At 70.2% G+C, this 23,250-nt stretch carries 21 protein-coding genes; 9 read left to right on the forward strand and 12 right to left on the reverse strand.

Annotation, left to right across the window (positions count from 1 at the left end; translation table 11 throughout):
- The first annotated feature begins 67 nt into the window (after positions 1–67).
- Positions 68–1,144 carry a HoxN/HupN/NixA family nickel/cobalt transporter gene (locus OG406_RS38350; RefSeq protein ID WP_329190409.1) on the forward strand — a complete coding sequence of 359 codons (1,077 nt, stop codon included), beginning with the start codon at positions 68–70 and terminating at the stop codon, positions 1,142–1,144.
- A gap of 135 nt (positions 1,145–1,279) precedes the next feature.
- On the opposite strand, the gene OG406_RS38355 is transcribed toward OG406_RS38350, so the two are convergent.
- Positions 1,280–1,927 (reverse strand): TetR/AcrR family transcriptional regulator, encoded by a 648-nt coding sequence (locus OG406_RS38355; protein ID WP_267052159.1) that lies wholly within the window; start codon positions 1,925–1,927, stop codon positions 1,280–1,282.
- A gap of 156 nt (positions 1,928–2,083) precedes the next feature.
- Between OG406_RS38355 and OG406_RS38360 the strand changes: the two genes are divergently transcribed.
- Positions 2,084–3,556 carry an MFS transporter gene (locus OG406_RS38360; protein WP_266852648.1) on the forward strand — a complete coding sequence of 491 codons (1,473 nt, stop codon included), beginning with the start codon at positions 2,084–2,086 and terminating at the stop codon, positions 3,554–3,556.
- Between the two features lie 39 nt (positions 3,557–3,595).
- Here the strand turns inward: OG406_RS38360 and OG406_RS38365 are convergent, their stop codons facing one another.
- From OG406_RS38365 to OG406_RS38385, 5 genes are read right to left on the reverse strand one after another with little or no spacing between them, the layout of a single operon-like run.
- The gene (locus OG406_RS38365) at positions 3,596–4,954 is read right to left on the reverse strand and encodes a sensor histidine kinase (protein WP_329190411.1); all 1,359 of its coding nucleotides are present in this window, start codon (positions 4,952–4,954) and stop codon (positions 3,596–3,598) included.
- Between the two features lie 20 nt (positions 4,955–4,974).
- A complete protein-coding gene (locus OG406_RS38370; RefSeq protein WP_164369835.1) occupies positions 4,975–5,637 on the reverse strand; it encodes a response regulator transcription factor in 663 nt (220 codons plus the stop codon).
- On the reverse strand, positions 5,591–6,322 hold the full coding sequence (locus OG406_RS38375) for a phosphatase PAP2 family protein (protein WP_329190414.1): 732 nt from the start codon (positions 6,320–6,322) through the stop codon (positions 5,591–5,593). The genes OG406_RS38370 and OG406_RS38375 overlap by 47 nt, the downstream gene beginning before the upstream one ends.
- The gene (locus OG406_RS38380) at positions 6,319–6,924 is read right to left on the reverse strand and encodes a phosphatase PAP2 family protein (protein WP_266852641.1); all 606 of its coding nucleotides are present in this window, start codon (positions 6,922–6,924) and stop codon (positions 6,319–6,321) included. Before OG406_RS38380 ends, OG406_RS38375 begins: the two co-directional genes overlap by 4 nt.
- Positions 6,921–7,583, reverse strand: a complete 663-nt coding sequence (locus OG406_RS38385; protein WP_329190416.1) for a DedA family protein — start codon at positions 7,581–7,583, stop codon at positions 6,921–6,923. Before OG406_RS38385 ends, OG406_RS38380 begins: the two co-directional genes overlap by 4 nt.
- Positions 7,584–8,014: 431 nt before the next feature.
- Between OG406_RS38385 and OG406_RS38390 the strand changes: the two genes are divergently transcribed.
- Positions 8,015–9,232 carry a glycosyltransferase family 4 protein gene (locus OG406_RS38390; protein WP_329190418.1) on the forward strand — a complete coding sequence of 406 codons (1,218 nt, stop codon included), beginning with the start codon at positions 8,015–8,017 and terminating at the stop codon, positions 9,230–9,232.
- A gap of 107 nt (positions 9,233–9,339) precedes the next feature.
- Positions 9,340–10,182, forward strand: coding sequence for a COG4705 family protein (locus tag OG406_RS38395; RefSeq protein WP_329190420.1), 843 nt, complete (start codon positions 9,340–9,342; stop codon positions 10,180–10,182).
- A 708-nt stretch (positions 10,183–10,890) separates the two neighbouring features.
- Here OG406_RS38395 and OG406_RS38400 read toward each other — a convergent pair.
- The 3 genes from OG406_RS38400 to OG406_RS38410 form a co-directional block, all read right to left on the reverse strand.
- Positions 10,891–11,358, reverse strand: a complete 468-nt coding sequence (locus OG406_RS38400) for a DUF6083 domain-containing protein (protein ID WP_266610020.1) — start codon at positions 11,356–11,358, stop codon at positions 10,891–10,893.
- A gap of 300 nt (positions 11,359–11,658) precedes the next feature.
- On the reverse strand, positions 11,659–13,038 hold the full coding sequence (locus OG406_RS38405) for an FG-GAP-like repeat-containing protein (protein WP_329190422.1): 1,380 nt from the start codon (positions 13,036–13,038) through the stop codon (positions 11,659–11,661).
- 618 nt (positions 13,039–13,656) lie between these two features.
- Positions 13,657–14,256 (reverse strand): hypothetical protein, encoded by a 600-nt coding sequence (locus tag OG406_RS38410; protein ID WP_329190424.1) that lies wholly within the window; start codon positions 14,254–14,256, stop codon positions 13,657–13,659.
- A gap of 341 nt (positions 14,257–14,597) precedes the next feature.
- Between OG406_RS38410 and OG406_RS38415 the strand changes: the two genes are divergently transcribed.
- Positions 14,598–15,005, forward strand: coding sequence for a PPOX class F420-dependent oxidoreductase (locus tag OG406_RS38415; protein WP_329190426.1), 408 nt, complete (start codon positions 14,598–14,600; stop codon positions 15,003–15,005).
- Between the two features lie 121 nt (positions 15,006–15,126).
- Here the strand turns inward: OG406_RS38415 and OG406_RS38420 are convergent, their stop codons facing one another.
- Positions 15,127–16,407, reverse strand: coding sequence for an MFS transporter (locus OG406_RS38420; RefSeq protein WP_329190428.1), 1,281 nt, complete (start codon positions 16,405–16,407; stop codon positions 15,127–15,129).
- 133 nt (positions 16,408–16,540) lie between these two features.
- Between OG406_RS38420 and OG406_RS38425 the strand changes: the two genes are divergently transcribed.
- Positions 16,541–17,476 (forward strand): LysR family transcriptional regulator, encoded by a 936-nt coding sequence (locus OG406_RS38425; protein ID WP_329190430.1) that lies wholly within the window; start codon positions 16,541–16,543, stop codon positions 17,474–17,476.
- 69 nt (positions 17,477–17,545) lie between these two features.
- On the opposite strand, the gene OG406_RS38430 is transcribed toward OG406_RS38425, so the two are convergent.
- Positions 17,546–17,752 carry a tautomerase family protein gene (locus OG406_RS38430; protein ID WP_164369844.1) on the reverse strand — a complete coding sequence of 69 codons (207 nt, stop codon included), beginning with the start codon at positions 17,750–17,752 and terminating at the stop codon, positions 17,546–17,548.
- Between the two features lie 269 nt (positions 17,753–18,021).
- On the opposite strand from OG406_RS38430, the gene OG406_RS38435 reads away from it, so the two are divergent.
- Together OG406_RS38435 and OG406_RS38440 are read left to right on the forward strand one after the other, a co-directional pair.
- Positions 18,022–18,735, forward strand: a complete 714-nt coding sequence (locus OG406_RS38435) for a TetR/AcrR family transcriptional regulator (RefSeq protein WP_329190433.1) — start codon at positions 18,022–18,024, stop codon at positions 18,733–18,735.
- Between the two features lie 179 nt (positions 18,736–18,914).
- Entirely contained in the window at positions 18,915–20,471 is a 1,557-nt protein-coding gene (locus tag OG406_RS38440) for an FAD-dependent monooxygenase (protein ID WP_329190435.1), read from the forward strand.
- 78 nt (positions 20,472–20,549) lie between these two features.
- Here OG406_RS38440 and OG406_RS38445 read toward each other — a convergent pair whose 3' ends face one another.
- A complete protein-coding gene (locus OG406_RS38445) occupies positions 20,550–20,759 on the reverse strand; it encodes a hypothetical protein (protein WP_164369660.1) in 210 nt (69 codons plus the stop codon).
- Between the two features lie 1,130 nt (positions 20,760–21,889).
- Between OG406_RS38445 and OG406_RS38450 the strand changes: the two genes are divergently transcribed.
- Positions 21,890–23,188 (forward strand): hypothetical protein, encoded by a 1,299-nt coding sequence (locus tag OG406_RS38450; protein WP_267052027.1) that lies wholly within the window; start codon positions 21,890–21,892, stop codon positions 23,186–23,188.
- The last annotated feature ends 62 nt before the right edge of the window (positions 23,189–23,250 follow it).

Raw genomic sequence — 23,250 nt, forward strand, 5'->3', positions numbered from 1 at the left:
GTATTGCAGCAAGCTGGATGGTGTGGCTGCGAACGATCGATCGAGATGGCATCGCCTGCGTACCTCGATGACCCGCAAGGAGTGGGCCCGTCTCGGCGGGATGGCCGCGTTCGTCGTCGCGCTGCACGTCATCGGCTGGTTCACGTTGCTCGCGGTCGTGGCGCCCGAGCACTACAGCCTGGGCACCAAGACGTTCGGCATCGGTATCGGCATCACCGCCTACACCCTGGGGATGCGGCACGCCTTCGACGCCGACCACATCGCCGCGATCGACAACACCACTCGGAAGCTGATGAACGAGGGACAGCGCCCGCTGTCCGTCGGGTTCTGGTTCTCCCTCGGCCACTCCAGCATCGTCTTCGCGCTCGCCTTCCTGCTCTCCCTCGGCGTCAAGGCGCTGGCGGGACCGGTGGAGAACGACGACTCCCCGCTGCACAGCATCACCGGCTGGATCGGCACCACCGTCTCGGGGGTCTTCCTCTACGTCATCGCGATCATCAACCTGCTGATCATGGCGGGGATCTGGAAAGTGTTCCGCGCGATGCGCTCCGGCCATTACGACGAGGCGGCGCTGGAGGAGCAGCTCGACAACCGCGGCTTCATGAACCGCATCCTGGGCCGCCTGATGAAGTCGATCACCAAGCCCTGGCAGATGTACCCGCTGGGCCTGCTCTTCGGGCTCGGCTTCGACACGGCGACCGAGATCGCCCTGTTGGTCCTCGCCGGATCGGGAGCGGCCTCAGGGCTGCCCTGGTACGCGATCCTCTGCCTGCCCGTCCTGTTCGCGGCGGGGATGGCGCTGCTGGACACGATCGACGGATCGTTCATGAACTTCGCCTACGGCTGGGCGTTCTCCAAGCCCGTCCGCAAGGTCTACTACAACCTCACCGTCACGGGCCTGTCCGTCGCCGTCGCCCTCATCATCGGGACCGTCGAACTGCTCGGCCTGGTCGCGGAGAAGGCCGGCCTGCACGGCTTCTTCTGGGACTGGATCTCCGGCCTCGACCTCAACATCATCGGCTACGTCGTCGTCGGCCTGTTCTTCGCCACCTGGATCGTCGCGCTGCTGGTGTGGAAGCTCGGCCGCATCGAGGAAAAGTGGACGGAGGGGCTGGCGCAACCGGCCGAGCAGCGCGTCGAGTAGGGCGTCTTCGCCCGTACATTTCCACACACCACGCCCGCCGGGCCGACGGGATGAACCCGCCGCACTGCCCGGCGCGTCCTGCCGTACCCGCCCGGGACGAACCCATCGTGCCGCCGGCGCGATCGCGCCGAGGTCTCAGGCTCCGGCCTGAAGGCGGAGGCCCGCCAAGGTCAGCTCCAGTGCGGAGCGGAACTGGTCGACGTCGTCATGGCCGTCGAACTCGTCGACGATCTCGCGTACGAAGGGGAAGTCCTCGGGGTCGAGCTCGCGCCAGGCGGCGGCATAGCGGCCGAGGAACTCGTCGCGGCCCACCGCGCCGTCGAGGATCTCCTCGGGCGGCTCCTGCCCCATGTCGACGGCGGAGCCGACGACGACCCCCACGATCGCGGACACGGCGTGAAACCGCTGGTGCGCACTGAGATCCAGCCGAAGGGTCTGCCGGCCGAGCCGCTCGTAGAGGTGCAGCGAGTTGCTCTGGGTGTTGGTGTTGCGCATGAAGTACGCGCCCAGCCAGGGCCGGTCCACGATCGCGTCGAAGAGCGTCACGGCCATGGCGCGGAGGTCGTCGATCGGGTCGTCGCTGCTCGGGAGTTTCTCCACGTCGGCCAGCACCGAGCCCATCACGTGGTCGGTCGCGAGGTCGAGCAGTTCGTCCTTGCTCGCGACGTACCAGTAGATGCTGGCGACGCCGCCGCCGAGCCGCTGTGCGAGCGCCCGGAACGTCAGAGCCGAGGCGCCGGCCTCGTCGAGCAGGGCCACCGCCTCGGTGAGCACGGACTCCATCGAGTGCGAGGCCCGTCGACGTCCCGCACCGGAGCGGTCCTGCAGGCGTGCCATGGCTTCCCTCTCGTCGTGTCTTGCGTCGTATCGAACGTTGTTCTATCGTAGCGCATCGTACGTTGTTCGATAGCCGAACGACGTTCGATCGAGAGGACCGTCATGACCACCGCCACGTTGCAAAAACCCTCACGCACCACCTATCCCTCCCTCCGCGCGGCGTGGATTCCGCTGGCCGCCCTCTGCTTGGCGTTCTTCGTCGAGATGGTCGACAACACGCTCTTGTCGATCGCGCTGCCCACGATCGGTCGCGACCTCGGCAGCGGCACGACCGCGCTGCAATGGGTCACCGGCGCGTACTCGCTGACCTTCGGCGGCCTGCTGCTCACGGCCGGGTCGATGGCCGACCGGCTGGGCCGCCGTCGGGTGCTGCTCATAGGACTCGCCGTGTTCGGCTCGCTGAGCCTGTGCGTCGTCCTGGTCACCACGGCGGGCGAGCTCATCGCCCTGCGCGCCGCACTCGGCATCGCCGCCGCGGCCATGGCCCCGATCACGAACTCGCTGGTCTTCCGCCTGTTCGACGACAAGGCCCTGCGGATGCGCGCCATGACGGTGATGATCGTCGTCGGCATGTCCGGCTTCGTTCTCGGGCCGTTGCTCGGCGGCACCGCGCTGGCCCATGTGCGCTGGGAGTGGCTGCTGGTCGTCAACGCCCCGATCGCGCTGATCGCCTGCATCGGCGTGCGGCTCGGCGTCCCGGCAGACCGACCGGAGGACCTCACCAAGGACGCGCTCGACGTGCCGGGCGCCGTCCTGAGCGTCAGCGCCATCGGGCTCGCCTGCTACTCGCTGACCAGCGGTGTCGAGCACGGCTGGCTCTCCTCGATCACCCTCGCGTCGATCGCGGGCGCCGTGGTGGCGGCGACGGCGTTCATCCTCCACGAGCGGCGCAGCGCCGCACCCATGCTGGACCTGAAGCTCTTCACGAACGGCACCGTCCGCGGCGCCACCATCGCGCAGATCGGTACGTCCATCGCGATGGCCAGCGTGATGTTCGGACTGATCCTCCACTTCCAGTACGCCTACGGCTGGAGCCCGGTACGGGCCGGCCTGGCCAACCTGCCGATCATCGTGACCATGCTCGTCGCGACTCCGCTGTCCGAATGGCTCGGGCGCCGGTTCGGCCACCGCATCGCGTGCCTGGTGGGGGCGGCCTGTCTGGCCGGTTCGCTGGCGGGACTCTCCTGGGGGGTCGACCACGGGTACGCGGCCATCGCCGTCTGCATGGTGCTCATGACCGTGGGCCTGCGCACCGTGATGACGATCTGCGCGGTCGCGCTCGTCGATGCGATGCCGAGCAACCGCACCTCCATCGGCGCCGCCCTGAACGACACCGCACAGGAGGTCGGCTCCAGCGTCGGCACCGCCGTCGTCGGCACCCTGATCGCAGCGCTGGTCACCACCCAGCTCCCCGCCGGAACCTGGAGCGGCGACCTCGTCGCGTCCTTCTTCCACGGCGAACGGATCACCTATGCCGTCCTCGCGGTCGTCGTCGGACTGATCGCGGCCACCGGCGCTCTGAGCCTCACCGACTCCCGCACCGTCGAGGAAGCACCTGTCGAGGAAGCCGCCTGACGGCGGAGAGTCCGGTGCGGGGGCGACGGAGTGCCGGGGTCATCCCGCGGGCAGACACACGACGAATCTGGCCCCGGCGGTGTGCCGGTGGTCGAATCTCAGATCTCCGTCGGCGGAACGGGCGAGACGCCTGGCCAGGGGCAGTCCCAGACCCGCGCCGCTGTGCCCGTCGCCGGGGTCGGCCCGGCGGCCGGGTTCGAAGAGGTGGGGCATGAACGGGGGCGGCACGCCCGGTCCGTCGTCGGTGACCTCGATCCGTACGCCGTCGGACGTGTCGTGCACCCGGACGGTGACGCTGGCTCGGGCGTAGCGGCACGCGTTGGCGAGGAGCGGGCTGACGATGCGTTCGAGGAGTGCGGGTGCGACGCCGATCGTCGGGCACGACCCGTCGACCACGATCGTCAAGTGCGCCGGCGGGCAGGAGGTCTCGGCCAGTCGACGCAGGGCGGTGAGGGATTCGGCTGTACCCGGAGTGCCGGGGGAGCCGTCGCGGGCGTCGTCCAGGAGCGTGTCGCAGATCGTGCGCATGGAGACGGCGGCATCGGTGATGACCTGATGGGTGGCGCGGGTCTGATCGGCGGTACGTGGGCGGCTCTGCCACCAGTCGAGTTCGGCGATGATGCGGCTCAGCGGGGTACGGAGTTCGTGCGACAGCTCCCCGGTGAGCTGCTGTTCGTGACGCAGGAGGGTACGGATCCGGTCGAGCAGGGAGTCCAACGACGTGCCGAGGCGCGTGAGTTCGACGGGATGCCCCTTGCTGCCGAAGCGTTCCGCCGAGGCCACGGCACTCCACTGGGCGGCCTGGTCGGTCATCGCGCGGACCGGGCGGAGCGCCCGCCCGACGGCCAGCCGCGTGAGCGCGTAGGTCGAGGCGAGCATGACGGCGTCCAGAGCGAGCGATCCGAGGAGCAGCGTGTCGGCCGAACTCCGGTACGGGGAGAGGTCCAGAGCGGCGATCACCGTCGCCTCGCTGTGTCCCCCGGCCACCGGGAGCGCGCACAGCCGGAACGGTCGGTGGGACGTGGTCGTGATGCAGACCCGACCCGGGTGTGCCGCCAGTCGGTCGGCGACGTGCGTCAGTGGGCTCGCGGTGCCCGGCGGTGCCTCCAGCAGACGGGGACCCGCGTAGATCCACACGTTCGTGTCCAGCAGGTTGTCGTGGGACGACTCCATGACCCGCACAGTCGTGCCCGTGGTGTCGATCGTCGTGGCGACAGCCGCCGCGCGCGTGCGCAGCTCGTCGTCCGCCTGGTGCTGAAGCCGTTGCTGGGCCACGGCGTTGAAGGCCAGCGTGAGGACCGTCATCAGCAGGGCGGCCGTCGTGAGCGCCACCAGGGACAGCCGGCCCCGCAGTGTCCGGGGTGTCAGGAAGCGCAGCAGGTCGCGTGCGGCGCGCATCGGCGGGTGGTTCGCCCGACTCATGACAGGTGATGCCCGACGCCGCGGGCCGTGCCGATCGTCCGGTCGCTGCCCGCCGCGCGCAGCTTGCGACGGAGCCTCGTCAGGTACTGGTCGAGTGTGTTGTCGTGCACCTGGGCGCCTTCGGGCCAGGCCGCCCGGACGAGCTCACGACGTCGCACGATGCCTCCGGAAGCGGCGATCAGCGCGGCCAGGATGCGGAACTCGGTCGGCGTCAGTTCGACCCGGACACCCCGGACGCTCACCACGTGCCGGACCGCGTCCAGCATCAGGTCGCCCGTGGTGGCCGGCGCCGACGGGGCGGTCCGCTTGATGACCGCGCGCAGCCGGGCCGCCAGCTCCGTGAGGTGGAACGGCTTCGGCAGGTAGTCGTCGCCTCCGGCGGAGAATCCGGCCAGCCGGTCGGGAAGCCGGTGACGCGCGGTCAGGAAGATGACGGGTGAGACGAATCCGTTGGCGCGCATCGCCTGGCAGACGTCCCGCCCGTCGGCGTCGGGCAGACCGACGTCGAGGACCGCGGCGGCGACGGCGTCGGTCGCCAGCCGCAGGGCGGTGGCGCCGTCCGGCGCGGGGATCGTGTCGAAGTCCTCCTCGCGCAGTCCGCGCACCAGGACGTCACGCAGGGCGTGATCGTCCTCCACGATCAGGATCGTGTGACGCATGGCCCTCCCTCCGCGGTGTCTCTGTGACGGTCGGACCGGGGGTCAGCCGACGGGGGAGCCACCGGGCCGTCGCGCCCAGGCACAGGCCCAGCCATCCCAGGGCGAACAGCCATCCGCCGACGACATCGGTGAACCAGTGGACTCCCAGGTAGATCCGCGTGAGTCCGACCAGGACACCCCAGACGCCGATGACCACGGCGAGGACGACTCTGCCGGGAGGCCGGCGCACGCACACGGCGACGACGAGCAGCCCTGCCGTGAGGGCGGCCGTGGTGGTGTGACCGGACGGGAACGCCCACCCCGAGGCATGTGTCTCCCAGACCGGACTCGGCGGCCGGGGCCGCGCGACGATCGCCATCAACCCGTAACGCAGGGCCTGCCCGATCCCCAGGAAGGCCACGCAGATCGAGGCGGCCACCAGTCGCTGCCGTCTGCCGCGTCCCGCGACCACCCCCGCCAGTACGGCCAGCGCGTAGGGAACGACGCCGGTTCCCGTGTCGGTGATCCCGCGGGCGAGCGCCACGACCACGTCGGGCCGGTGGTGGACGGACCAGGTGAGCAGGCCGCTGTCCCACAACAGGGGCATGCCGTCATGCCCCACGACGACCATGGTCAGGACGCCGAGAGCGACCCAGGCGCCCAGGCCGCAGCCTCCGGCGACCTCGGCCACATCGCCGCGCTTCATGACGCCACCACCAGCGGTCGCAGCCGGGTGGCCGTGATGCGCGGCGCCAGGGACTCGGGCAGCCGCCGCAGCGCGTACATGGCGAGGAGCGCCACCAATGACCCCACCAGCAGGCCGGCCACCGCGTCGTGCGGGTAGTGGACACCGACCCAGACCCGCGCGGCGGCCATCGCGCAGGCGGCCGCCACGGCGAGGGCGCCGAGTCGGCGGCCGACGAAGAGAAGGGCTACGGCCGCCGCTGCGGCGATCGCGGCGTGGTTGCTGGGGAAGGACCAGTCGCCGTGCGCGGGGCACGCCTCCAGCGTGCTCACCCTCAGACCCCGGCAGGGGCGGTCCTCCCGTACCAGCGACTTCACCACCATGTCGATCCCGAAGGCGAGGACGACGACGAGCGGCACGGCCAGCGCGCGCACCGCCGCCGCGGGGCTCACGCGCCGGGCTCCCCACCATCCGACGGCCATGAGAAGGGCGAACAGCGCGAGGCCGTACGTCGACCACGCGGACACGGCGCTGTCGAGCCACGAGGGAGACTCGCGGGCCAGGTCCACCACGTCGGTGTAGGCGGAACCGTCGATCGAGGAGCCGCCGAGAGCCAGGATCATCCGTTGGACTCCCGGGTCTTGGAGGCACGGCGCGAGCGGTACACCTCGGACGCGAGCGGGATCAGCGACACGATCACGATCACCGCGACGATGGGCAGCAGATAGCGGTCCACGTTCGGTACGGAGGAGCCCAACGCGTAGCCCGCCAGAACCAGCCCCATGCTCCAGACGAGTCCGCCGACCACCTGCCAGAGGGTGAAGGTCCGCACCGGTACTCCCAGCGCGCCGGCCATCGGGTTCAGCACCGTGCGGACCACCGGTACGAAGCGGGCCAGCATGATCGCCTTCGCGTAGCCGTACCGCTCGAGCAGTTCCTGTGCCCGGCTCGCCCCCTCGTGGAGACGTGTCGAGCGACTGCGCTCAAGGAGGGCGCCCCCCGCCCTTCTGCCCAGGACGTATCCGCACTGGGAACCCGCCAGTGCCCCGACCGCCGCCGCGACGAGCAGCGGACCGAGGGAGAGTTGCAGGCTGCGGTCCGCGCTGCCGGTGCACAGCAGGCCCGCGGTGAACAGCAGGGAGTCGCCGGGCAGGAAGAACCCGATCAGCAGCCCGGTCTCGGCGAACAGGATCACGCCGACTCCGATCACGCCGAACGCGGTGAGCAGAGATTTCGCGTCGAGCACGTTGACGGCCAACTGCGAGGCCAGGTCCGTGATCATGTTCGGGAGCCCTTCGTTTCCGTTGGCCGCCCGGCGGGAGGGGACGACGTCGGCGTGCGACTACAGTTCCGTAGACGGTCTACTGAACTGTAGACGATGGTGAGGGGTGGGAAGTTCCCCGCGCCGCGGTGCCTGGGGTGACATCGCGAGCTGTTCACGGCCGCAGTGGCCGGACGGGCCGTGACCGGCCGACGATCCGGCTCGCCGCCGTCTTCTGGAGCAGCTCGTAAGACCTACGGGCAGGGAAATGTCGCGCCGTACGTCCCGGGTGAGGGTCGCCCTGAGAGCGGTCGGGCGTTCAGGAAGCTTTCAGGCGGGCGCTGACAAGGTCGGAAGACCGCGGTCGTCCTCGGACGGCTGCCTCTCCCTTCCGCAGGATCAGGAGTGTCCGGCCGTCGCCGCCGACCTCGTGGAGCCCAGAAAGAACCCCTATGAAGATCACGTTTCTGATCCACAACGTCTACGGGATCGGCGGAACCATCCGCACCACCCTCAATCTCGCCGGCGCCCTGGCCGACCGGCATGAAGTGACCGTCGTCTCCCTGCTGCGGCACCGCGCGCGCCCCCGGTTCGCGATCGACCCCCGGGTGACCGTCGTGCCCCTGGTCGACATCCGCGCGGAGGCGGCCGACGCGACCGATCCGCTGCACCGGCAGCCCGCCGAGGTCTTCCCCGCCGCCGAAGGCCGGTACAAGCAGTACAGCCGCCTCACCGACCGCCGGGCCGAGGAGTACCTGCGCGACTGCGACGCGGACGTCGTCATCGGCACCCGCCCCGGAATCAACGTGTACCTCTCCCGCTTTGGTTCGCCCCGCGCGCTGCGGATCGCCCAGGAACACCTCACCCACGACACGCACAACAAGAAGCTGCGAGCCCAACTGGCGCGCCACTACCGCGCCCTGGACGCGGTGGTCACCACGACCGAGGCCGATGCGACGGTCTACCGGGCGAGGATGCGTCTGCCCGGTGTGCGGATCCTCGCCATACCCAACGGTGTGCCCGAACCCGACGTCGCGCCCGTGGACGGCACCGCCAAGGTCATCGCCGCGGCCGGCCGACTGGTGCGTGCCAAGCGGTTCGACCTGCTCATCGAGGCGTTCTCCACGGTCGCCGCCAAGCACCCGGACTGGAGCCTGCGCCTGTACGGCACCGGCGCCGACCGGGAACGGCTGCAACGGCTGATCGACGACCAGGACCTGGGCGGCCGCGCGACGCTGATGGGCGTCGTCTCCCCGATCGAGACGGCCTTCACTCAGGCGTCCATCGTCGCCAGCGCCTCGGACGCCGAGTCGTTCGGCATGACCATCGTCGAGGCGATGCGCTGCGGAGTTCCGGTGGTCGCCACCGACTGCCCGCTCGGCCCCGCTGAGATCATCGAGGACGGGGTCGACGGGCTGCTGGTCCCCATGAACGACGAGCACGCCCTCGCGGCCGCCCTGCTCGACCTGATCGCCGACCCGGCGAACCGACGCCGCATGGGTGAAGCGGCCCTGGCCTCCGCCCGCCGCTTCGACCCCGCCGCACTGTCGCTCACCTACGACGAGCTCTTCACCGGCCTGGCCGCCACGCGTCGGGCGCGTGCCTGGCAGCGTGGGCGGGCCGCGTGGCGGGCACGTGCGGGGCGGGCCCTGCGCGGACTCCGTCGCTGAGACGGTGGACGAGGCGCCGCGCAGCCAGCCGGTACGGCCGGTGCGGCATAGGAGCTGCCACCAAGCGGTCAGGATGCGTTCAGGTGTCCGCTGACACCGTCGGCTCCATGACCTACGAAATCTCCGAGACACCCGAGGCCGAGCGGGGCGCGGGCGCCGCCCGGCGGGCACCCCGGCTGCGCTGGAACAAGGTGCCCGAAGTCACCGCGTACTTCTGGATCATCAAGGTGCTGTGCACGACAGTCGGCGAGACCGCGGCCGACCTGCTCAACGAGAAGGCGGGCCTGGGCCTGACCGGCGTGTCCCTCCTGATGAGCGCGTTGCTGGCGGTCGTCCTGGTGGTCCAGTTCCGTACGAAGGCCTACAGCGCCGGCGTGTACTGGCTCGCCGTGGCCCTCATCAGCGTCGTCGGCACGCTCATCAGCGACAACCTCACCGACAACATGGGCGTCCGGCTGGAGACCAGCACCACGGTGTTCGCGCTGGCCCTCGCCGTCGTCTTCGTCGTCTGGCACCGGCGCGAGGGAACGCTGTCGATCCACAGCATCGACACCACCGGCCGTGAGGCCTTCTACTGGCTCGCGGTCCTGTTCACCTTCGCCCTGGGAACAGCGGCAGGCGACCTCGTGGCCGAGCGCATGAACCTCGGATACCGGCTCTCCGCCGTCCTGTTCGCCCTGGCCATCGCCGCCGTGGCACTCGCTCACTTCACGCTGGGCCTGAACGCGGTCTGGAGCTTCTGGATCGCGTACGTGCTGACCCGGCCGCTCGGCGCCTCGATGGGCGACTACCTCTCGCAGCCGACCGGCGACGGAGGCCTCGGCCTCGGCACGGTGGTGACCAGTGTGCTGTTCCTCGCCGTCATCCTCGGCATGGTCGTCTACCTCGCGGTGACGCGGAAGGACGTGCTGGAGGCGCGGGACGGTGCCGTCGCCCGTCGAGCCGGCTGACCGGAGCGGCACACCAGCCGGAACCCGCGCCGGCGTGGCAACGGGGCGCGCCGCGTTCTGTTGCCACGCCGGCGCGGGTTCCGGGGGCGGTCGGCGCGGGCCTGCCGGCGCTTACGGATCCCTCTCCTCGCGCTGCCGGGGACCTGCGGGGACGCTCGGTGGCGCTCGATGCGGTCTAATGGAACCGCGCACACGGGGCAGGCCTGTACCGCTTTTCGCTGGTCGTCATCTCAGCCCCGGATCCGCGCGACCCTCAACTCCGGACGGTTGTGCATGACCTCTGTCTCACCCGGCTCCGCTTCCGCCCAGCCGACGCGGATCTCACCCGGCTCATCGACCGCACCACAGCACCAGAATCTCTTCCTTCAGCCGCAGTACACGGTCGAGCTGCCGCCACTGGAAGACGAAGAGGAGACCTTCTCGCCGCCGCCCTCGACGCAACGGCGACGTGGAGATGCCCGAGGCCGGTAACGGTGCCGCGCGCCAGAGGCGGTCTTGCTGCGGCAGCCTTTGAGGGCCTGCCGCAGCAATCGCGCTGATGCCTGACGTACGTCGCCCGAGGGCTTGGGTCTGAGGCAGCGCGGAGGATGTCGGCGGTACGCCTCACCGCTCTCGCTGCCGGTCCTGCCCCCGGCTCTTCAGCACGTGCCGCCTCCAACCGGGTCTTCCACCAGTTGTCGATCACCGACGGCGGGTGCAGACCTGACGTCAGGCTTCGCGTCTCACGCACACGAACGCATGGGCGGGAACGACGGGCTCGCCGGGTGTCGGGTCGATGGCGCCGATCCTGATGGCCACCGTCGCCACAGGGATCGGGGTGTTCACCGCCCGCGGGCGCATCAGGCGCCAACGGTGCGGGGGAGGGACCTTCTTGGCGGGCAACTCGAACGTCGCCAGTTCGACCCAACGGTCGTAGTTGGTCGGACAGCAACGTACCGGCGCGCTGCAACGCCGGCACGTACGCGGCTCGGCCCAATCCACGTCATCCGGGTCGAACGCGGGCTCCGGCGCCGCCGTGGCGCCCTCGCTCAGGGCAAGCTCGTTGGCGACCTTGTTCCAGCACCTGTCGCAGAGTTCGGCGGACAGGCGAATGATCCGTCCCCGCTCACGAACGTCGGGCCCGTTCGAGGAGCACAACAGGCATTCAGGCAGGCTGACACTGTTGAGAACCGCCATTTTCCGAGTGTGAGTGCCTGGTACAGCTTTGAGACAGGGCGCCTTTCGGCCTTATTCGGCAAAGTCGCACTGCACGCGGCACATCAGGGCGCACGCGGCCCTACCGCATCAGACCACCACGTACTCCGGTACGTGTCACGGCAGTCCGGCCTGCGTCGAGGGTCCTGCTTCCCGCGCCCGAGAGCATGCGGAACAGGCCGGAAACGGTGCGGTTGGCACAGCAGGCCGCCCGCACCGGACCGGGCTCGACATCCCGCTTCCGCTCCCGTTCCCCAGCGCCGCGCTGGAGTCCGGCGGGCCTCAGTGGCTGAATGAGGAGCCGAAGTGGGCGTCCGCCTGCGGCGTGCCGAGGCCGGCGGGGTTGAAGGTCGCGATGTTGCTGGTGACCGGGCCGTTCTTCGAGCCGCGCAGGACCCAGGCCGCGCCGGAGTCGACCTTCGGGGCGTCCTCCCACGGGGCGGCGACGATCAGATCCGCGCGGTTGTTGTCGTTGACGTCGGCGAGCTGTACCTCTTCGCCGAAACGGTCGCCCTGCTCCGATGCGCCGGGCACACCACTGGTGGACTGGGAGAACGCGAGGGCTCCACTGCCTGTCGGCCCCTTGGGCCCGCCCTTGAGGAGCACGACGCTGCCCGCCGAGTCGGTGCTGCCGATGTCTTCCCCGGGCACCCCGACGGCGAGGTCCGGGTAGCCGTCGCCGGTGACGTCGCCCGCTGCCAGTGCGAGGCCGAACTCGTCCCCGGTCTCGTTGACACCGGGGACCCCCGGAGTGTTCTGCGTGATGGTCGTCGTCCGGGTGGAGAGGCCGGAGGACGAGCCGTAGCGGATCTCGACCGTACCGGGGCGGTTGGTGATGTCCTCCTGGCTCGTGCCGAACTTGAAGGTGGCGAAGTCACCGAACCCGTCACGGTCGAAGTCGGCGACCACACCTCCTGAGGAGGGGGTGATCGCTCCCGGCACACGGGTGACGGAGCCGTCCTTGCCACCCTTCCAGAGGCGGGTGCCGTGTCCCATGTCCTCGAAGCCGTGGGTGGTGAGGATGTCGTCGGCTCCGTCACCGGTCACGTCGCCCACGATGAACTCGTAGCGTGAGTCCTCCTCGTCCTCGAAGGGGACGATGGTGCGGCCCGACGACGTGCCGGTCCGGGAGATCGGGCCGAACTCCACGCCCACCAGGCCGGTGCCGACGACCAGGTCCGCGTGCCCGTCACCGTTGATGTCACCGGCGGCCAGCGGGCCGTTGTGCGGGGGGAGCGAGAGTGCCACGGAGTCCTTCAGTCCCGTGGGCGAGCCCCACAGGATGATCGTCGGTCCGTTCTCCGACCCGACGACGAGATCGGTGTACCCGTCGCCGTCGAAGTCCCGGGCGGCGCTCACGCGGCCGAAGGAGTCGTAGTTCACGGCGTCACCGGGTATGCCCGCGGAGGCGCGGCTGATCACCTGGGGGCGCTTGGTGTCGACACCGCCGATGGATCCGTACAGGACGGTGACGTACCCGGCGTCGTCCTTGCCGTTCACGGTGCCACCGGGCGCCGCGACCGCGATGTCGGCGTACCCGTCGGCGTTGAAGTCCGTGACCGGCACAGCCGCCACCGGAGCAGCCCCGGCCGGGCCGGCGGCGCACACGGCACCCGTGACGAGCGCCGCGACAGCGACTGCGATGGTGAGAGAACGGCGCACTGACGAGCCTCCGTGAACAACGGGACGTACCACTGACGACTGGATGACCGTCGAGGGGGCGATTTGGTTGTACGCGTCCACCGGCGAATCCTGGTCGCGATCAGGACGCACCGACGAAGCGAAGGAGACCTGTGATCACCCAGGGAGCCGAAGTCTCCGGCCGATGCGCCGACTGCGCCGGGACCACTACGTGCGACGTGGGTCAGTTCGTCGACCACGGAACGCTTTCCTGGACGGTGGAAGGGCGATGCGCGGACTGCTCGAGTGCCTGGTGCGAGCAGGGTGAAGGTCCCGTCACACCCGAGAGCATTCGACAGGCGTTGCTCCAGGAGCACGGGCCGACGCGGCTCCGTCTGACGGGCGACGCGCCGAGCCTCGTGCCCGTGCTGCGGAGCCTTCGTGCCCTGCACGGGTTGTCCCTGGGGGAAGCACGGGTCGCGGCCACGCGCCTTGCCGCGACCGGCTTCGTCGGCACCCTGGTCGAGGTGGAGATCCTGGCGCTCCATCTGCGGAGTCGCGCTGTCGCGGTGGCCGTGGAACCGGGGGAACAGCCGACGACCGCGGACCGGCGCGAACGGTCGGAAGGCGACTCTGCAACGACCCCTTTGGCAGCCCTCCCTACTTCCAGTCGCCGAACAGGCCGGAACTGAGCTGTGCGGTGCAGATGTTGTAGCCGCCGGCCGCGTGACCCTTCTTCGTGTTGCCCGCGACCGTGACCGAGCAGCGAATGTCGCCGGACCCCTGCAGTTGTGCGGTGAGTGAGTAGTACAAGGCGTCCTCGTTGAAGGGCAGAGTGGTCTCGAACCTGCCGTTCTTCCAGGTGCCTTTGCGGCTGTCCGTGTCGGAGCCGTACGTGATGTCCAGCGGGCCGAGGGCACCGGCCGGCGCTGTGCCCCACGCTTTGAAGACGACGAGCTTCTTCTCCGTCCCCTGTTTCTTGCCGGCGCTTCGGCCACTGCTCTTGTGCGTGTCCGCGGAAGACGTCTCGCTCTTCGAAGCGGACGACGTGGACTTGGTCGAGTCCGAGCCGCCACTGGCGACCGCGGCGATGATGCCGATGACTACGAGCACTCCGGCACATCCGAGGCAGCCGAACCCCACGACCTTCCCCCGGCCGGACTTCTTGGGTGGCTGAGGCGGGAACGGCGGCTGCTGTCCGTAGGGCTGCTGAGGTCCTCCCCAGCCGGGCTGCTGCGGCGGCTGCTGCGGGTGGCTCATGGTTCCCCCTGAGGTGGTGCGGTGAATGTGCGATGTGTGACTCAAGGGGCCCGGCATGCGGTTGCCGCCGAAGGCGGGGTTCATCCGATCGTGTGGAGCGAGCCCGTCGATCAGTGCCGCAGGCGCAGGAACGGCGTCCACGAGCCGCCGCGGCCCCCGTTCTCTCGCGTCCCCAGGGTCGGCGAAGCCACGTCCGGATGGGGTCGGACGGGTGAACCCCGCGCGGCGAGTTGTCGGGATGTGCCGGGCACGGCGGGGAATGTGCAGGCTGTCCGTTGCTGATCTCCCGCGAGGGCAGTTGTCCCGGGGACAGCAACCAGCCGAGGGAAGGAACCCGCTCCGTGTCTGCCGAACTCTCCGACGACCTGAAGAAGCTCATCGACGACAACCCGGTCTTCGCCACCATCGCCACGATCCAGCCGGACGGCAGTCCGCAGCTGACGATCACCTGGCTCGGCCGGGACGGCGATGACCTGTTGGTCTCCACGACCGTGGGCCGCCGCAAGGAGAAGAACCTGCGGGACGACCCGCGGATCACCGTCATGATCAACCCGCCGAACGCGCCCTACACCTACGCCGAGATCCGCGGCACGGCCACGCTGACCACGGAGGGCGGTCAGGAACTCATCGACGAACTGTCGCGGAAGTACACCGGCAAGGACTACGCGGACTTCAACTCCGCCTCGAAGGACGACGCCGAGCGCGTCGTCGTCCGCGTGACCCCGCGCAAGGTGGTCGGCTCGATCTGATCCGGGCGGCGCCATCCCGGATACGGGACGGACGTCCGTCGCGTCCCTCCCCGACCCCCGGCCCGGGGAAGGGGCGCGCCCGGCCCAGCCCTCGGACGGCCGCGCCTTCCGTGGCCGGCCGTCAGGGACCCGCGAGTTCCGGTGTCCGCTCGTCGACCGGTGCGGCTGCTCGGCGGGGGAGCAGCAGGGGGGTCGTCAGCAGGAGGACACCGGCGAGGGCCAGGGCGGTGCGGGGGCCGAGCAGGGCGGCGAGTGCTCCCCAGAGCGCGGTGAGGAGCGCCGTCGTCGCCTTCGTCGTCACGGTCCACGCCGTCAGCGTCCGGGCCACCCGGTCGGGCGCGGTGCGCTGGAGGCGGTAGGTCGCGTAGACCGGGTTGAAGACCCCGCAGCAGAAGATCAGCCCGAGTTCGACACCCATGACCAGCAGCAGTCCCGGGGTTCCGGATCCGATGAAGGCCAGCCCGATGGGCCAGATCGCGCGCAGTGTTCCGGCCCCGCGCAGGATCCGGTGCTGACCGAACCGGGCGGCGAGCGGCCGGGCCAGACGTGAGCCGAGCAGGCCGCCGACGGAGGGTGCGGCGAAGGCGAGACCGTACTGCCACGGCTCGTATCCGAGCCGGCTGAGCATGAGGACGGCGAGCAACGGTTCCGTGGCCATCACCAAGCCGTTGAACAGAGCGGTGTTGAAGAACAGCGGGCGCAGGGTCCCGTCGGCGAGGATGTAGCGCCACCCGTCGAGCAGGTCGCGGACCCGCATGCGCCGTGCCTCCCGCCGTTCGGGCAGGGGTTCGCGGGCTCCCGACGCGCGGATGCCGAGGGCCGAGAGGAGGTAGGTGACCGCGTCGGCCACCACGGTGGCCACCGGGCCGAGGATCCCGATGGCCGCGCCTCCCAGCGGCGGGCCGATGATCGCGGTCGTCCAGGCCGTGGACTCGAAGCGCGCGTTGGCGACGAGCAGATCCTCCGACGGCAGCAGCGTCTTCAGGTAGGCGCCCGAGGCGGCGCGGAAGGTGATGTCACCCGCCGCCACCACCACGGACACCAGCAACAGCTGAACGAAGGTGAGCGCACCGCACGCGAAGGCGACCGGGATCGTCAGAAGCGCCGCGAACCGCACCAGGTCCATGGTGATCAGCACCGGCCGCTTGCGGCGGAACTCCACCCACGGGCCGAGCGGCACCGCCACCGCCGCACCCACCGCCGCTCCCACGGAGGAGAGCGCGGCGACCCGGGCCGGGCCGGCGTGCAGTACCTGGATGGCGATCAGCGGGAACGCGCCGAAGGCGAGCCACGTGCCGAGCGCGCTGGTTCCGTACGCTCCCCAGAGCCAGCCGAACGGCCGCCCCAGCCGCTGCCCGAGCAGCCGTCCGAACGGCCTTCGGGGCTGCCGGCCACTCTTCATGCCCTGAGTTCCTCGCTTCCCACCCGTACAACCATTGCGCGATCAGGAGCATCAAAGCGGGCGGCTTCCGCTGGATCAAACAACCGCGGGACCACCCGCTCACAACTATTGGTTGTGTACGTAGGGTGGCGGAATGGACCTCGACACCGTTCGGACCTTCGTCGCCGCCGCCGACGCGGGGCAGTTCCAGGAGGCCGCCGCCGAGCTGGCGATCACCCAGCAGGCCGTCTCGAAACGCATCGCGGTACTGGAGCGCAACCTGGGGGTGCGGTTGTTCACCCGCACCCCGCGCGGCGCCGAGCTCACCATCGACGGCCAGGCGTTCCTGCCCCACGCGCGCGAGCTGCTGCGCGTCGCCGAACGCGCGCTCGCGTCGGTCCACACCGTGCGGCGCGCGTTGCGCGTCGACGTGATCGCCTCGCGCGGCGCGGCGGCGGGCCTGCTGCGCGGTTTCCACCGGGCGCATCCCGAGATCGAACTCGACGTGGTGATGCTGTTCGACATCGAGACGGCCGTCGCCGCCATCCGCTCGGGCACCATCGACGCGTCCTTCCGCGCCGTCGCCGTCCCGGACAAGCCGCTGCCGCCGGACATCGCATCCGTCCGGGTGCTGGACGAGCCGCTTCAGCTGATGACCGGACCCGCCCACGCGCTGGCGGGCGCCCGGTCGGTCACCGTCGCGCAACTCGTGGGGCACCGGATCTGGATGCCGGGCATCGTCCCTGGTACCGAGTGGGCTGTCTTCTACGACGACCTGGTCGCCGAGTTCGGTCTCACCATCGAGGCGACCGGCCCCAACTTCGGCTCGGACGCCCTTCTGGACACCATCGCCGACACCCCGGCCCTGGCCACCTTCATGGGCGAGCACACCCGCCACGTCTGGCCCGCCGGCTACGGGCTGCGCATGATCCCGGTGACCGACCCCATGCCGGTCTACCCGCACTCCCTCCTGTGGCACCGCGACAACCCCCATCCCGCGTTGGCCACCCTTCGTACCCATCTGGCCGCCTCGGACGCCGGCTACGGCGCGGCCGGCACGTGGGTGCCGGACTGGGTGTCGGAGAGCTGAACGGAGCCGCCACGCGGGACGGGAGGCAGAGGCCGGACCTCGGCCGCTGTCGCCCCGACCTCCCGGTGGTCAGCTCGTACCGAGCATCTCGGACGTGAGAACGGTCCCGCCCAGGCCCCAACCGCCCTCAGCCACCTCGTCGATGACCACCAGCGTGTTGGCCCGGGCGCGTTCGCCGTAGACCTCCGCGTAGGCGGCGGTGACCGCGTCGATGAGCTTCTTCTTCGACTCCGGGGTCAGGGTGTGGGCGGGCACCTTCAGGTTGGCGAACGGCATGACAACTCCTGCTTTCTGCTTGGCGTTTGGGTGACGTGGACTTTTGGGACCGGCTTGGATCCCGTCGGCTGTGGAGGCCGGCGCGGGCGGTGCGGTCGGCTCCACCTCGTTGGTGGTGAGACCGACGCCGCCGCAACCGGCGCGCAGACGCGGCACCCTCCCTGCCCCAGTCCGTGCGTATCGAAGATTCTGCATATTGAAATCGGCGATACGGTGACGCTACCACGCCGTGCGTAACGTCGTTACTCATCACGCGTATCCTTGATCTCATGGATACGGACGCGACGATCCGCGCGGCGATGATCGAAGCCGCCCTGCGGCAACTGGCGGGCTCCTCGGACCATGACGTGGCGACCCGTGCCGTCTGCGAGGCCGTCGGCGTGACGCAGCCGGTGCTCTACCGGCTCTTCGGTGACAAGCGCGGGCTGCTCGACGCGGTGGCGGATCACGGCTACGAGCGATACACCGCGCTGAAAACAGCCAAAGAACGGACCGAGGAGCCGGTCGCCGATCTGCTGGCCGGCTGGGACGGGCACATGGCGTTCGCCGAGGAGAATCCGGCGCTCTACCGGCTGATGTTCGCCCCCCGGCCGGGGTCGCACTCCACCGCGCGGAAGCAGGTGTTCGACCTGCTCGTCGCAGAACTCGTGCGCTGTGCGGCGGTGGGCGCGCTCAAGGTCGATCCCCGTATCGCGGCCGAGTTGATCCTGTCCGCGAACGTCGGCCTCGCGCTCAACCAGATCGCGACACCGTCATTGTTCGACGATCCGACGGTCTCCCACCTGATGAGGGACGCGGTCTTCGCCAGGGTGCTCGGCCGGTCGAGCACCGCGGACGAGGGTGACGGCCTGCGTTCCGCTGCCCTCCGCCTCCGCGCTCAACTGGACCTGAACGGAACCGAAGCCCTCGAACCCGTGGAGACCGCCCTGCTGGTTCGCTGGCTCGACCGCATCGCGGCGCCAGGCCGTGACGGCACGACCTGAGCGGAACCGTCGGCGTGAGATCCCGGCCCCTTCGTCAAGCGGTGCTGGAGGTCCGCTGTTGCGAGTTGGCTGGAACAGGCCCCTGCGGAGCCCTGAGAAAACAACCAGGCGACCGGTATATTTTTGTGCGTCCGGTGACGAAGACGTCGGTGTTGTGTGACCGCTGGGGGGCGACGTTGATGGAGTGTGTCCGAACGGATGTCGTGATCGTGGGCGGTGGCCCCGTGGGGCTGCTGCTCGCGACCGAACTGGCCGGCTACGGGGTGCGGACGGTCGTGCTGGAGGAGAGGGCCCAGGTGTCCGGCCGTCCCAGGGCGACCACCCTGCATGCTCGTACGGCCCAGGTCCTGGCGCGCCGGGGGTATCTGCCCGCCCCCGCGCTCCCGTTGACCGAGGGGCCGGTGTCCGCTCTCTTCCACTTCGCGGGCCTCTGGGGTCTGGAGCTGACCGCCCCGGCCGGTGAACCGGAGCCGCTGCTCAAGCGGCCCCAGGCCGTCCTTGAACGGGACTTCGAGGAGCGCGCCCGCGCCGCGGGAGCACTGGTGCTGCGTGGGTACCGCGTGGTCGGCCTCGAACACGGCGAGCGATCGGTCGTGGTGACGGCCGAACACCCCGGGGGAAGCGGCGAGTTCGAGGCCGCGTACGTCGTCGGGGCCGATGGTGCCCGGAGCACCGTACGGGCCCTCGGCGGGATCCCCGTCGACGAGTCCGCCCCGACCGTGGCCGCGATGGTGGGGGTCGTGCGGTGCGCGGGGGAGGGAGTCCCCGAGCCGGGATGGCATCGCACCCCGCGCGGCTGGGCCGTCGCCAAGGAGACGAAGGGCGGCCGGTGGCATCTGCGGGTCGTCGACTGCCTGACGCCTGCTGCGGATCACAGGCTCCCGTTGGGACTTGAGGAGTTCCAGCGTGAGACGTCGAAGGTCATGGGCCGGAACATCGACATGGACGAACCGCGCTCGCTGAGCCGCTTCAGTGACTTCTCCCGCCTCGCCCGGTCCTACCGCTCGGGCCGGCTCCTGCTGGTCGGGGACGCCGCGCACGTTCATTTCCCCATCGGGGCACAGGGGTTGAGCACAGGCCTGCTCGACGCCCTGAACCTCGGATGGAAGCTCGCGTTCACCGTGCGGGGGGTGGCCGCCGAAGGGCTGCTGGACTCGTATGACGCGGAGCGCAGGCCGGCCGCGGCCCGCCTGCTGGAGCAGGTACGGAAACAGGTGGACCTGATGCGACCGGTCAACACGCCCGCGTCCCTCGCGGAGCTGACCGCAGCCACGGGAACCGCGGCGGACGTCGCCACCGAGGCGGTGCGGCTGGCCCTGATGGTCAGCGGGCAGGACACGGTGTTGCCGGCAAGATCGAGGTACCCGTCCCTCTGGGAGGGACGGTTCCTCTACAACCTCGAACTGGCCACGGACGACGGGCCCGTCGACGCCATCAGGCTCCTGGCGGACGGGTGTATGGCCTTGGTGCGCTTCGGGGCCACGGCCTCGAACTGGGCTCCGCCGCCGAGGTTGCGCGGTGCGTTGCGCGTGGTGCGGTCGGCACCCGTTCCCGGGCTCCCGTGTGCCGCCCTGCTGCTGCGCCCGGACGGTTACATCGCCTGGGCGGCGGACACGGCCGGGGACCTCGTCGACATCGATGAGGCGGTCGCCGCCTGGCTGACTCCGAGGAGCGGGGCCGCGAAGATGGAATCCGCCACTCCGGTCTTGACCGGGAGGGTCTCGGCGGGGGTCTAGGCCGAGAGCGGGCACGGCTTCCCTGATGCGGCTGGATTCAGGGAGGCCGGCGTCCCTGCGTGAGGTGTTCGCAGGCGATCAAGAGGCCGGAGGTGCGGCCTCGCTCCGGGCGCGGCGGGCCAGGAACTCGACCAACTTGGTCTCGCTCCGCCCGACCCGTTCCCGCTCGTCCTCGGGCAGCGAGGCCAGCGCGTCCACGAGGACACGCTTCCTCGGAACGTGCACCATCGAGCCGGAGTAGATCCGGCAGCCCGAACACCAGGCGAGCCCGACGCATCGTTCGAACATCGCCGAGTCGGACGGGTAGGAGCGGTACTGGTACGAGTGGACAGGTGTCCCGCACGCCGCACAGATCCGCTGATCCCCGTCGAAGGTCGTGTCCCACGTCCCGACCTTCGACCAGCCTCGCCGGACGTGGTGCGCTCTTCAAGTGGTCATGCCGAACATTGTCCCCCCCCGCGTCCCTCTGTGGGTCCCGATGCAGGCAATCGACAATCGACGCCGGTCCTGGGTCGTAGAGGCCGGAGAATTAGAGCGTGTTCGACTGATTAGGAATTCTGTTCGCTTCGAATTCGGGGTATGGAATCGAGCTGGCCGAATGTCGTCGAGATGCTGCCGAAAATGCTGCGATGGCCCTCGCGTGACTATTAGTGTGACGCGTAAGCGGAGTGGGGACTCCGGGGGTTGTGTGATCAGACTCGCGTGCTCTCGGTCAGGGCGCAGTCATGTCCGGACCGCGGTGAACAACGCCTATTCGTAGGGCAGTTGACGCACCGGTGATTGCAGCGGGACGGGGGGAATTCGTGCGGGCGGAATCCGGGAGAGACGACGAGAGCGGGAACCTCCGTGCCGCGTTGCGTGTCGCCGACGTACTGGACGCGGCACGCGTGATGGCCGGCTCGCCTCCGCGGACCCCTGAACAGGGCTTTGTGACAGATCTGTTGGCGGATTCGAGACCAGGGCCCCAGGCATGGCTGCGCGCGTGGCACGACGTGCAGGATGCGGAACGGGCTCGCGTCACACGGTCGGGGCTCGGCTGGATTCTCACGTCCCTGGCATCCGGGCGTTGTCCGTCGCTGCGCATTGTGGAGGTCGGCTGCGAGCGGCTCCGCATGACACGTGTCTCCTATGACGACGATCGCTCCGGGCTGGATATCCGGCACCTCGCCGAAGCGGATTGGCTCGATGCCTTATCAGCCGGAGAAGGACTTCCTCCTGCACGGCTCCTCCGCCTCTTCCTTCTCGCCGGGGGAACCGCCGCAGCAGACACGGGACTTCCCACCATGGACGACCGGGCGGCCTCTGCGCACGGCAGGGCGAACCCCGGACCCGGCGCCGAGTCCGTTGACGTCGTCGCTTCACTGGGAAGCCGCCTGTGCGCCTTCGCCCGCCGGTCTCCACCTTCGGCCGGGCCTCTCGTGCTCGTCGTACGAGCCGCCGGCTGGCCACTCGTCGAGCAGGCTGCCGAGGTGCTGCGGGCCGCCGAGGAGTCGGTACTGCGTGTGCGCTTGCCCGTCCACTGGCCCGAGACACCGGACGACCTCTTCGCGGGGCTGCCGCTGCGGCACTCCGTCTGGCTCGCGGGCGCCCACGTCGACGGCGCCTCCGGCACGGTCGGGCTGGTGCGACGCATGCTGTTCCCGGCGGGCAGCAGGCCGAGCGATCCCACGGACAACGACGGCGGCCCCGAAGCCAGGGTGTCCGTGGCGGCCCCACCGGGCGGCGCCACCGCCGGCCAGAGCGTCGCCGCGGTCGTCTCGGCCGGACCCGAGGACCCACCGTCGCACTGGAAGTCCCTCCGGGCCGACCGCCTCGAACTGCCGCCGGGCGCACGGGCCGTCCTCCGCTACCGGCTCACCGCACCGGACCGGGTGGAGCTCCGGTACGACGGTCGCCACGAGCCCGAGACGTCGCCATGGGCAGCACTCGCGCTCCACACTCCGCGCAGGCTGTCCCGGCCCCGCCCCGTCGACCTGGTGCTCGCCGTCGAGATCGCGGGGCCCCAGGCCGACGGAGGTGTGGCCGTGGAGGAGCGGCTCCAGGAAGCGGCGGCCGTCGTCGCGGCCGTACGGGACGCCGTGGGGGACGAGGACACACTCCGGATCGGACTGATCGGGTACCGCGACCACGCTCCCCTCGACCGGCCCCACCACAGCGATCCCCTCGTCCACCGGGTGGCCCTGTCGGATCCGCAGGCCGCCGAACAGGCACTCGGCGGCTGGCACCGAAGCGCGCTGCGGCACGACTTCGCCACCGGCCTCGAACACGTACCGCACGAACTGTCCTACTGGCGCGACGCGTGGCGCCCGGAGAGTCACCGGGTCCTCCTCGTCGTAGGCTCCCGGCCTCCGCATCCACGGAACCGGCCACCGCGAGTGCTCCGGCGCGGCGCGGCGGTACGCATCTGCCCGGACCGGCTGGAGTGGGAGGCCGCGCTGCGGTCGGTGCGGCACTACGACGGCGTCGCCTGTGTCGCGGTCGTCGACGAGCCGACGTGGATGGACCGGCTGGCGGGCGAGCCGCATCTCGCGCAGTGGGCGGACCGCGCCTGGGACCTGTTCGGCGCCGAGGGGCGTTTCGCGGCGGGGCACGATCCCCGTTCCATCGCCTCCGCCGTCGCGGCACCCGCCCTCGGCCTGCCCGAGGACGGCACACCGATCCGGTTGGTCGTGTCCGACGGAGCAGGGGGCGACTGGCTGCCGGCGGCGGCCGGCTGACGACTCCACGACGTAGGCGCGCACCGGGGGGTGCGCGGCACAGCAACCGCGCGGCGGGACCG

The organism is Streptomyces sp. NBC_01428 (assembly GCF_036231965.1).
Taxonomy (GTDB): domain Bacteria; phylum Actinomycetota; class Actinomycetes; order Streptomycetales; family Streptomycetaceae; genus Streptomyces.

Excerpts from the sequence above, each read along its gene's own strand:
- OG406_RS38350 (WP_329190409.1), top strand. The coding sequence starts at position 68 with ATGACCCGCAAGGAGTGGGCCCGTCTCGGCGGGATGGCCGCGTTCGTC.
- OG406_RS38355 (WP_267052159.1), bottom strand. The coding sequence starts at position 1,927 with ATGGAGTCCGTGCTCACCGAGGCGGTGGCCCTGCTCGACGAGGCCGGC.
- OG406_RS38360 (WP_266852648.1), top strand. The coding sequence starts at position 2,084 with ATGACCACCGCCACGTTGCAAAAACCCTCACGCACCACCTATCCCTCC.
- OG406_RS38365 (WP_329190411.1), bottom strand. The coding sequence starts at position 4,954 with ATGCGCGCCGCACGCGACCTGCTGCGCTTCCTGACACCCCGGACACTG.
- OG406_RS38370 (WP_164369835.1), bottom strand. The coding sequence starts at position 5,637 with ATGCGTCACACGATCCTGATCGTGGAGGACGATCACGCCCTGCGTGAC.
- OG406_RS38375 (WP_329190414.1), bottom strand. The coding sequence starts at position 6,322 with ATGAAGCGCGGCGATGTGGCCGAGGTCGCCGGAGGCTGCGGCCTGGGC.
- OG406_RS38380 (WP_266852641.1), bottom strand. The coding sequence starts at position 6,924 with ATGATCCTGGCTCTCGGCGGCTCCTCGATCGACGGTTCCGCCTACACC.
- OG406_RS38385 (WP_329190416.1), bottom strand. The coding sequence starts at position 7,583 with ATGATCACGGACCTGGCCTCGCAGTTGGCCGTCAACGTGCTCGACGCG.
- OG406_RS38390 (WP_329190418.1), top strand. The coding sequence starts at position 8,015 with ATGAAGATCACGTTTCTGATCCACAACGTCTACGGGATCGGCGGAACC.
- OG406_RS38395 (WP_329190420.1), top strand. The coding sequence starts at position 9,340 with ATGACCTACGAAATCTCCGAGACACCCGAGGCCGAGCGGGGCGCGGGC.
- OG406_RS38400 (WP_266610020.1), bottom strand. The coding sequence starts at position 11,358 with ATGGCGGTTCTCAACAGTGTCAGCCTGCCTGAATGCCTGTTGTGCTCC.
- OG406_RS38410 (WP_329190424.1), bottom strand. The coding sequence starts at position 14,256 with ATGAGCCACCCGCAGCAGCCGCCGCAGCAGCCCGGCTGGGGAGGACCT.
- OG406_RS38420 (WP_329190428.1), bottom strand. The coding sequence starts at position 16,407 with ATGAAGAGTGGCCGGCAGCCCCGAAGGCCGTTCGGACGGCTGCTCGGG.
- OG406_RS38425 (WP_329190430.1), top strand. The coding sequence starts at position 16,541 with ATGGACCTCGACACCGTTCGGACCTTCGTCGCCGCCGCCGACGCGGGG.
- OG406_RS38430 (WP_164369844.1), bottom strand. The coding sequence starts at position 17,752 with ATGCCGTTCGCCAACCTGAAGGTGCCCGCCCACACCCTGACCCCGGAG.
- OG406_RS38435 (WP_329190433.1), top strand. The coding sequence starts at position 18,022 with ATGGATACGGACGCGACGATCCGCGCGGCGATGATCGAAGCCGCCCTG.
- OG406_RS38440 (WP_329190435.1), top strand. The coding sequence starts at position 18,915 with ATGGAGTGTGTCCGAACGGATGTCGTGATCGTGGGCGGTGGCCCCGTG.
- OG406_RS38445 (WP_164369660.1), bottom strand. The coding sequence starts at position 20,759 with ATGTTCGAACGATGCGTCGGGCTCGCCTGGTGTTCGGGCTGCCGGATC.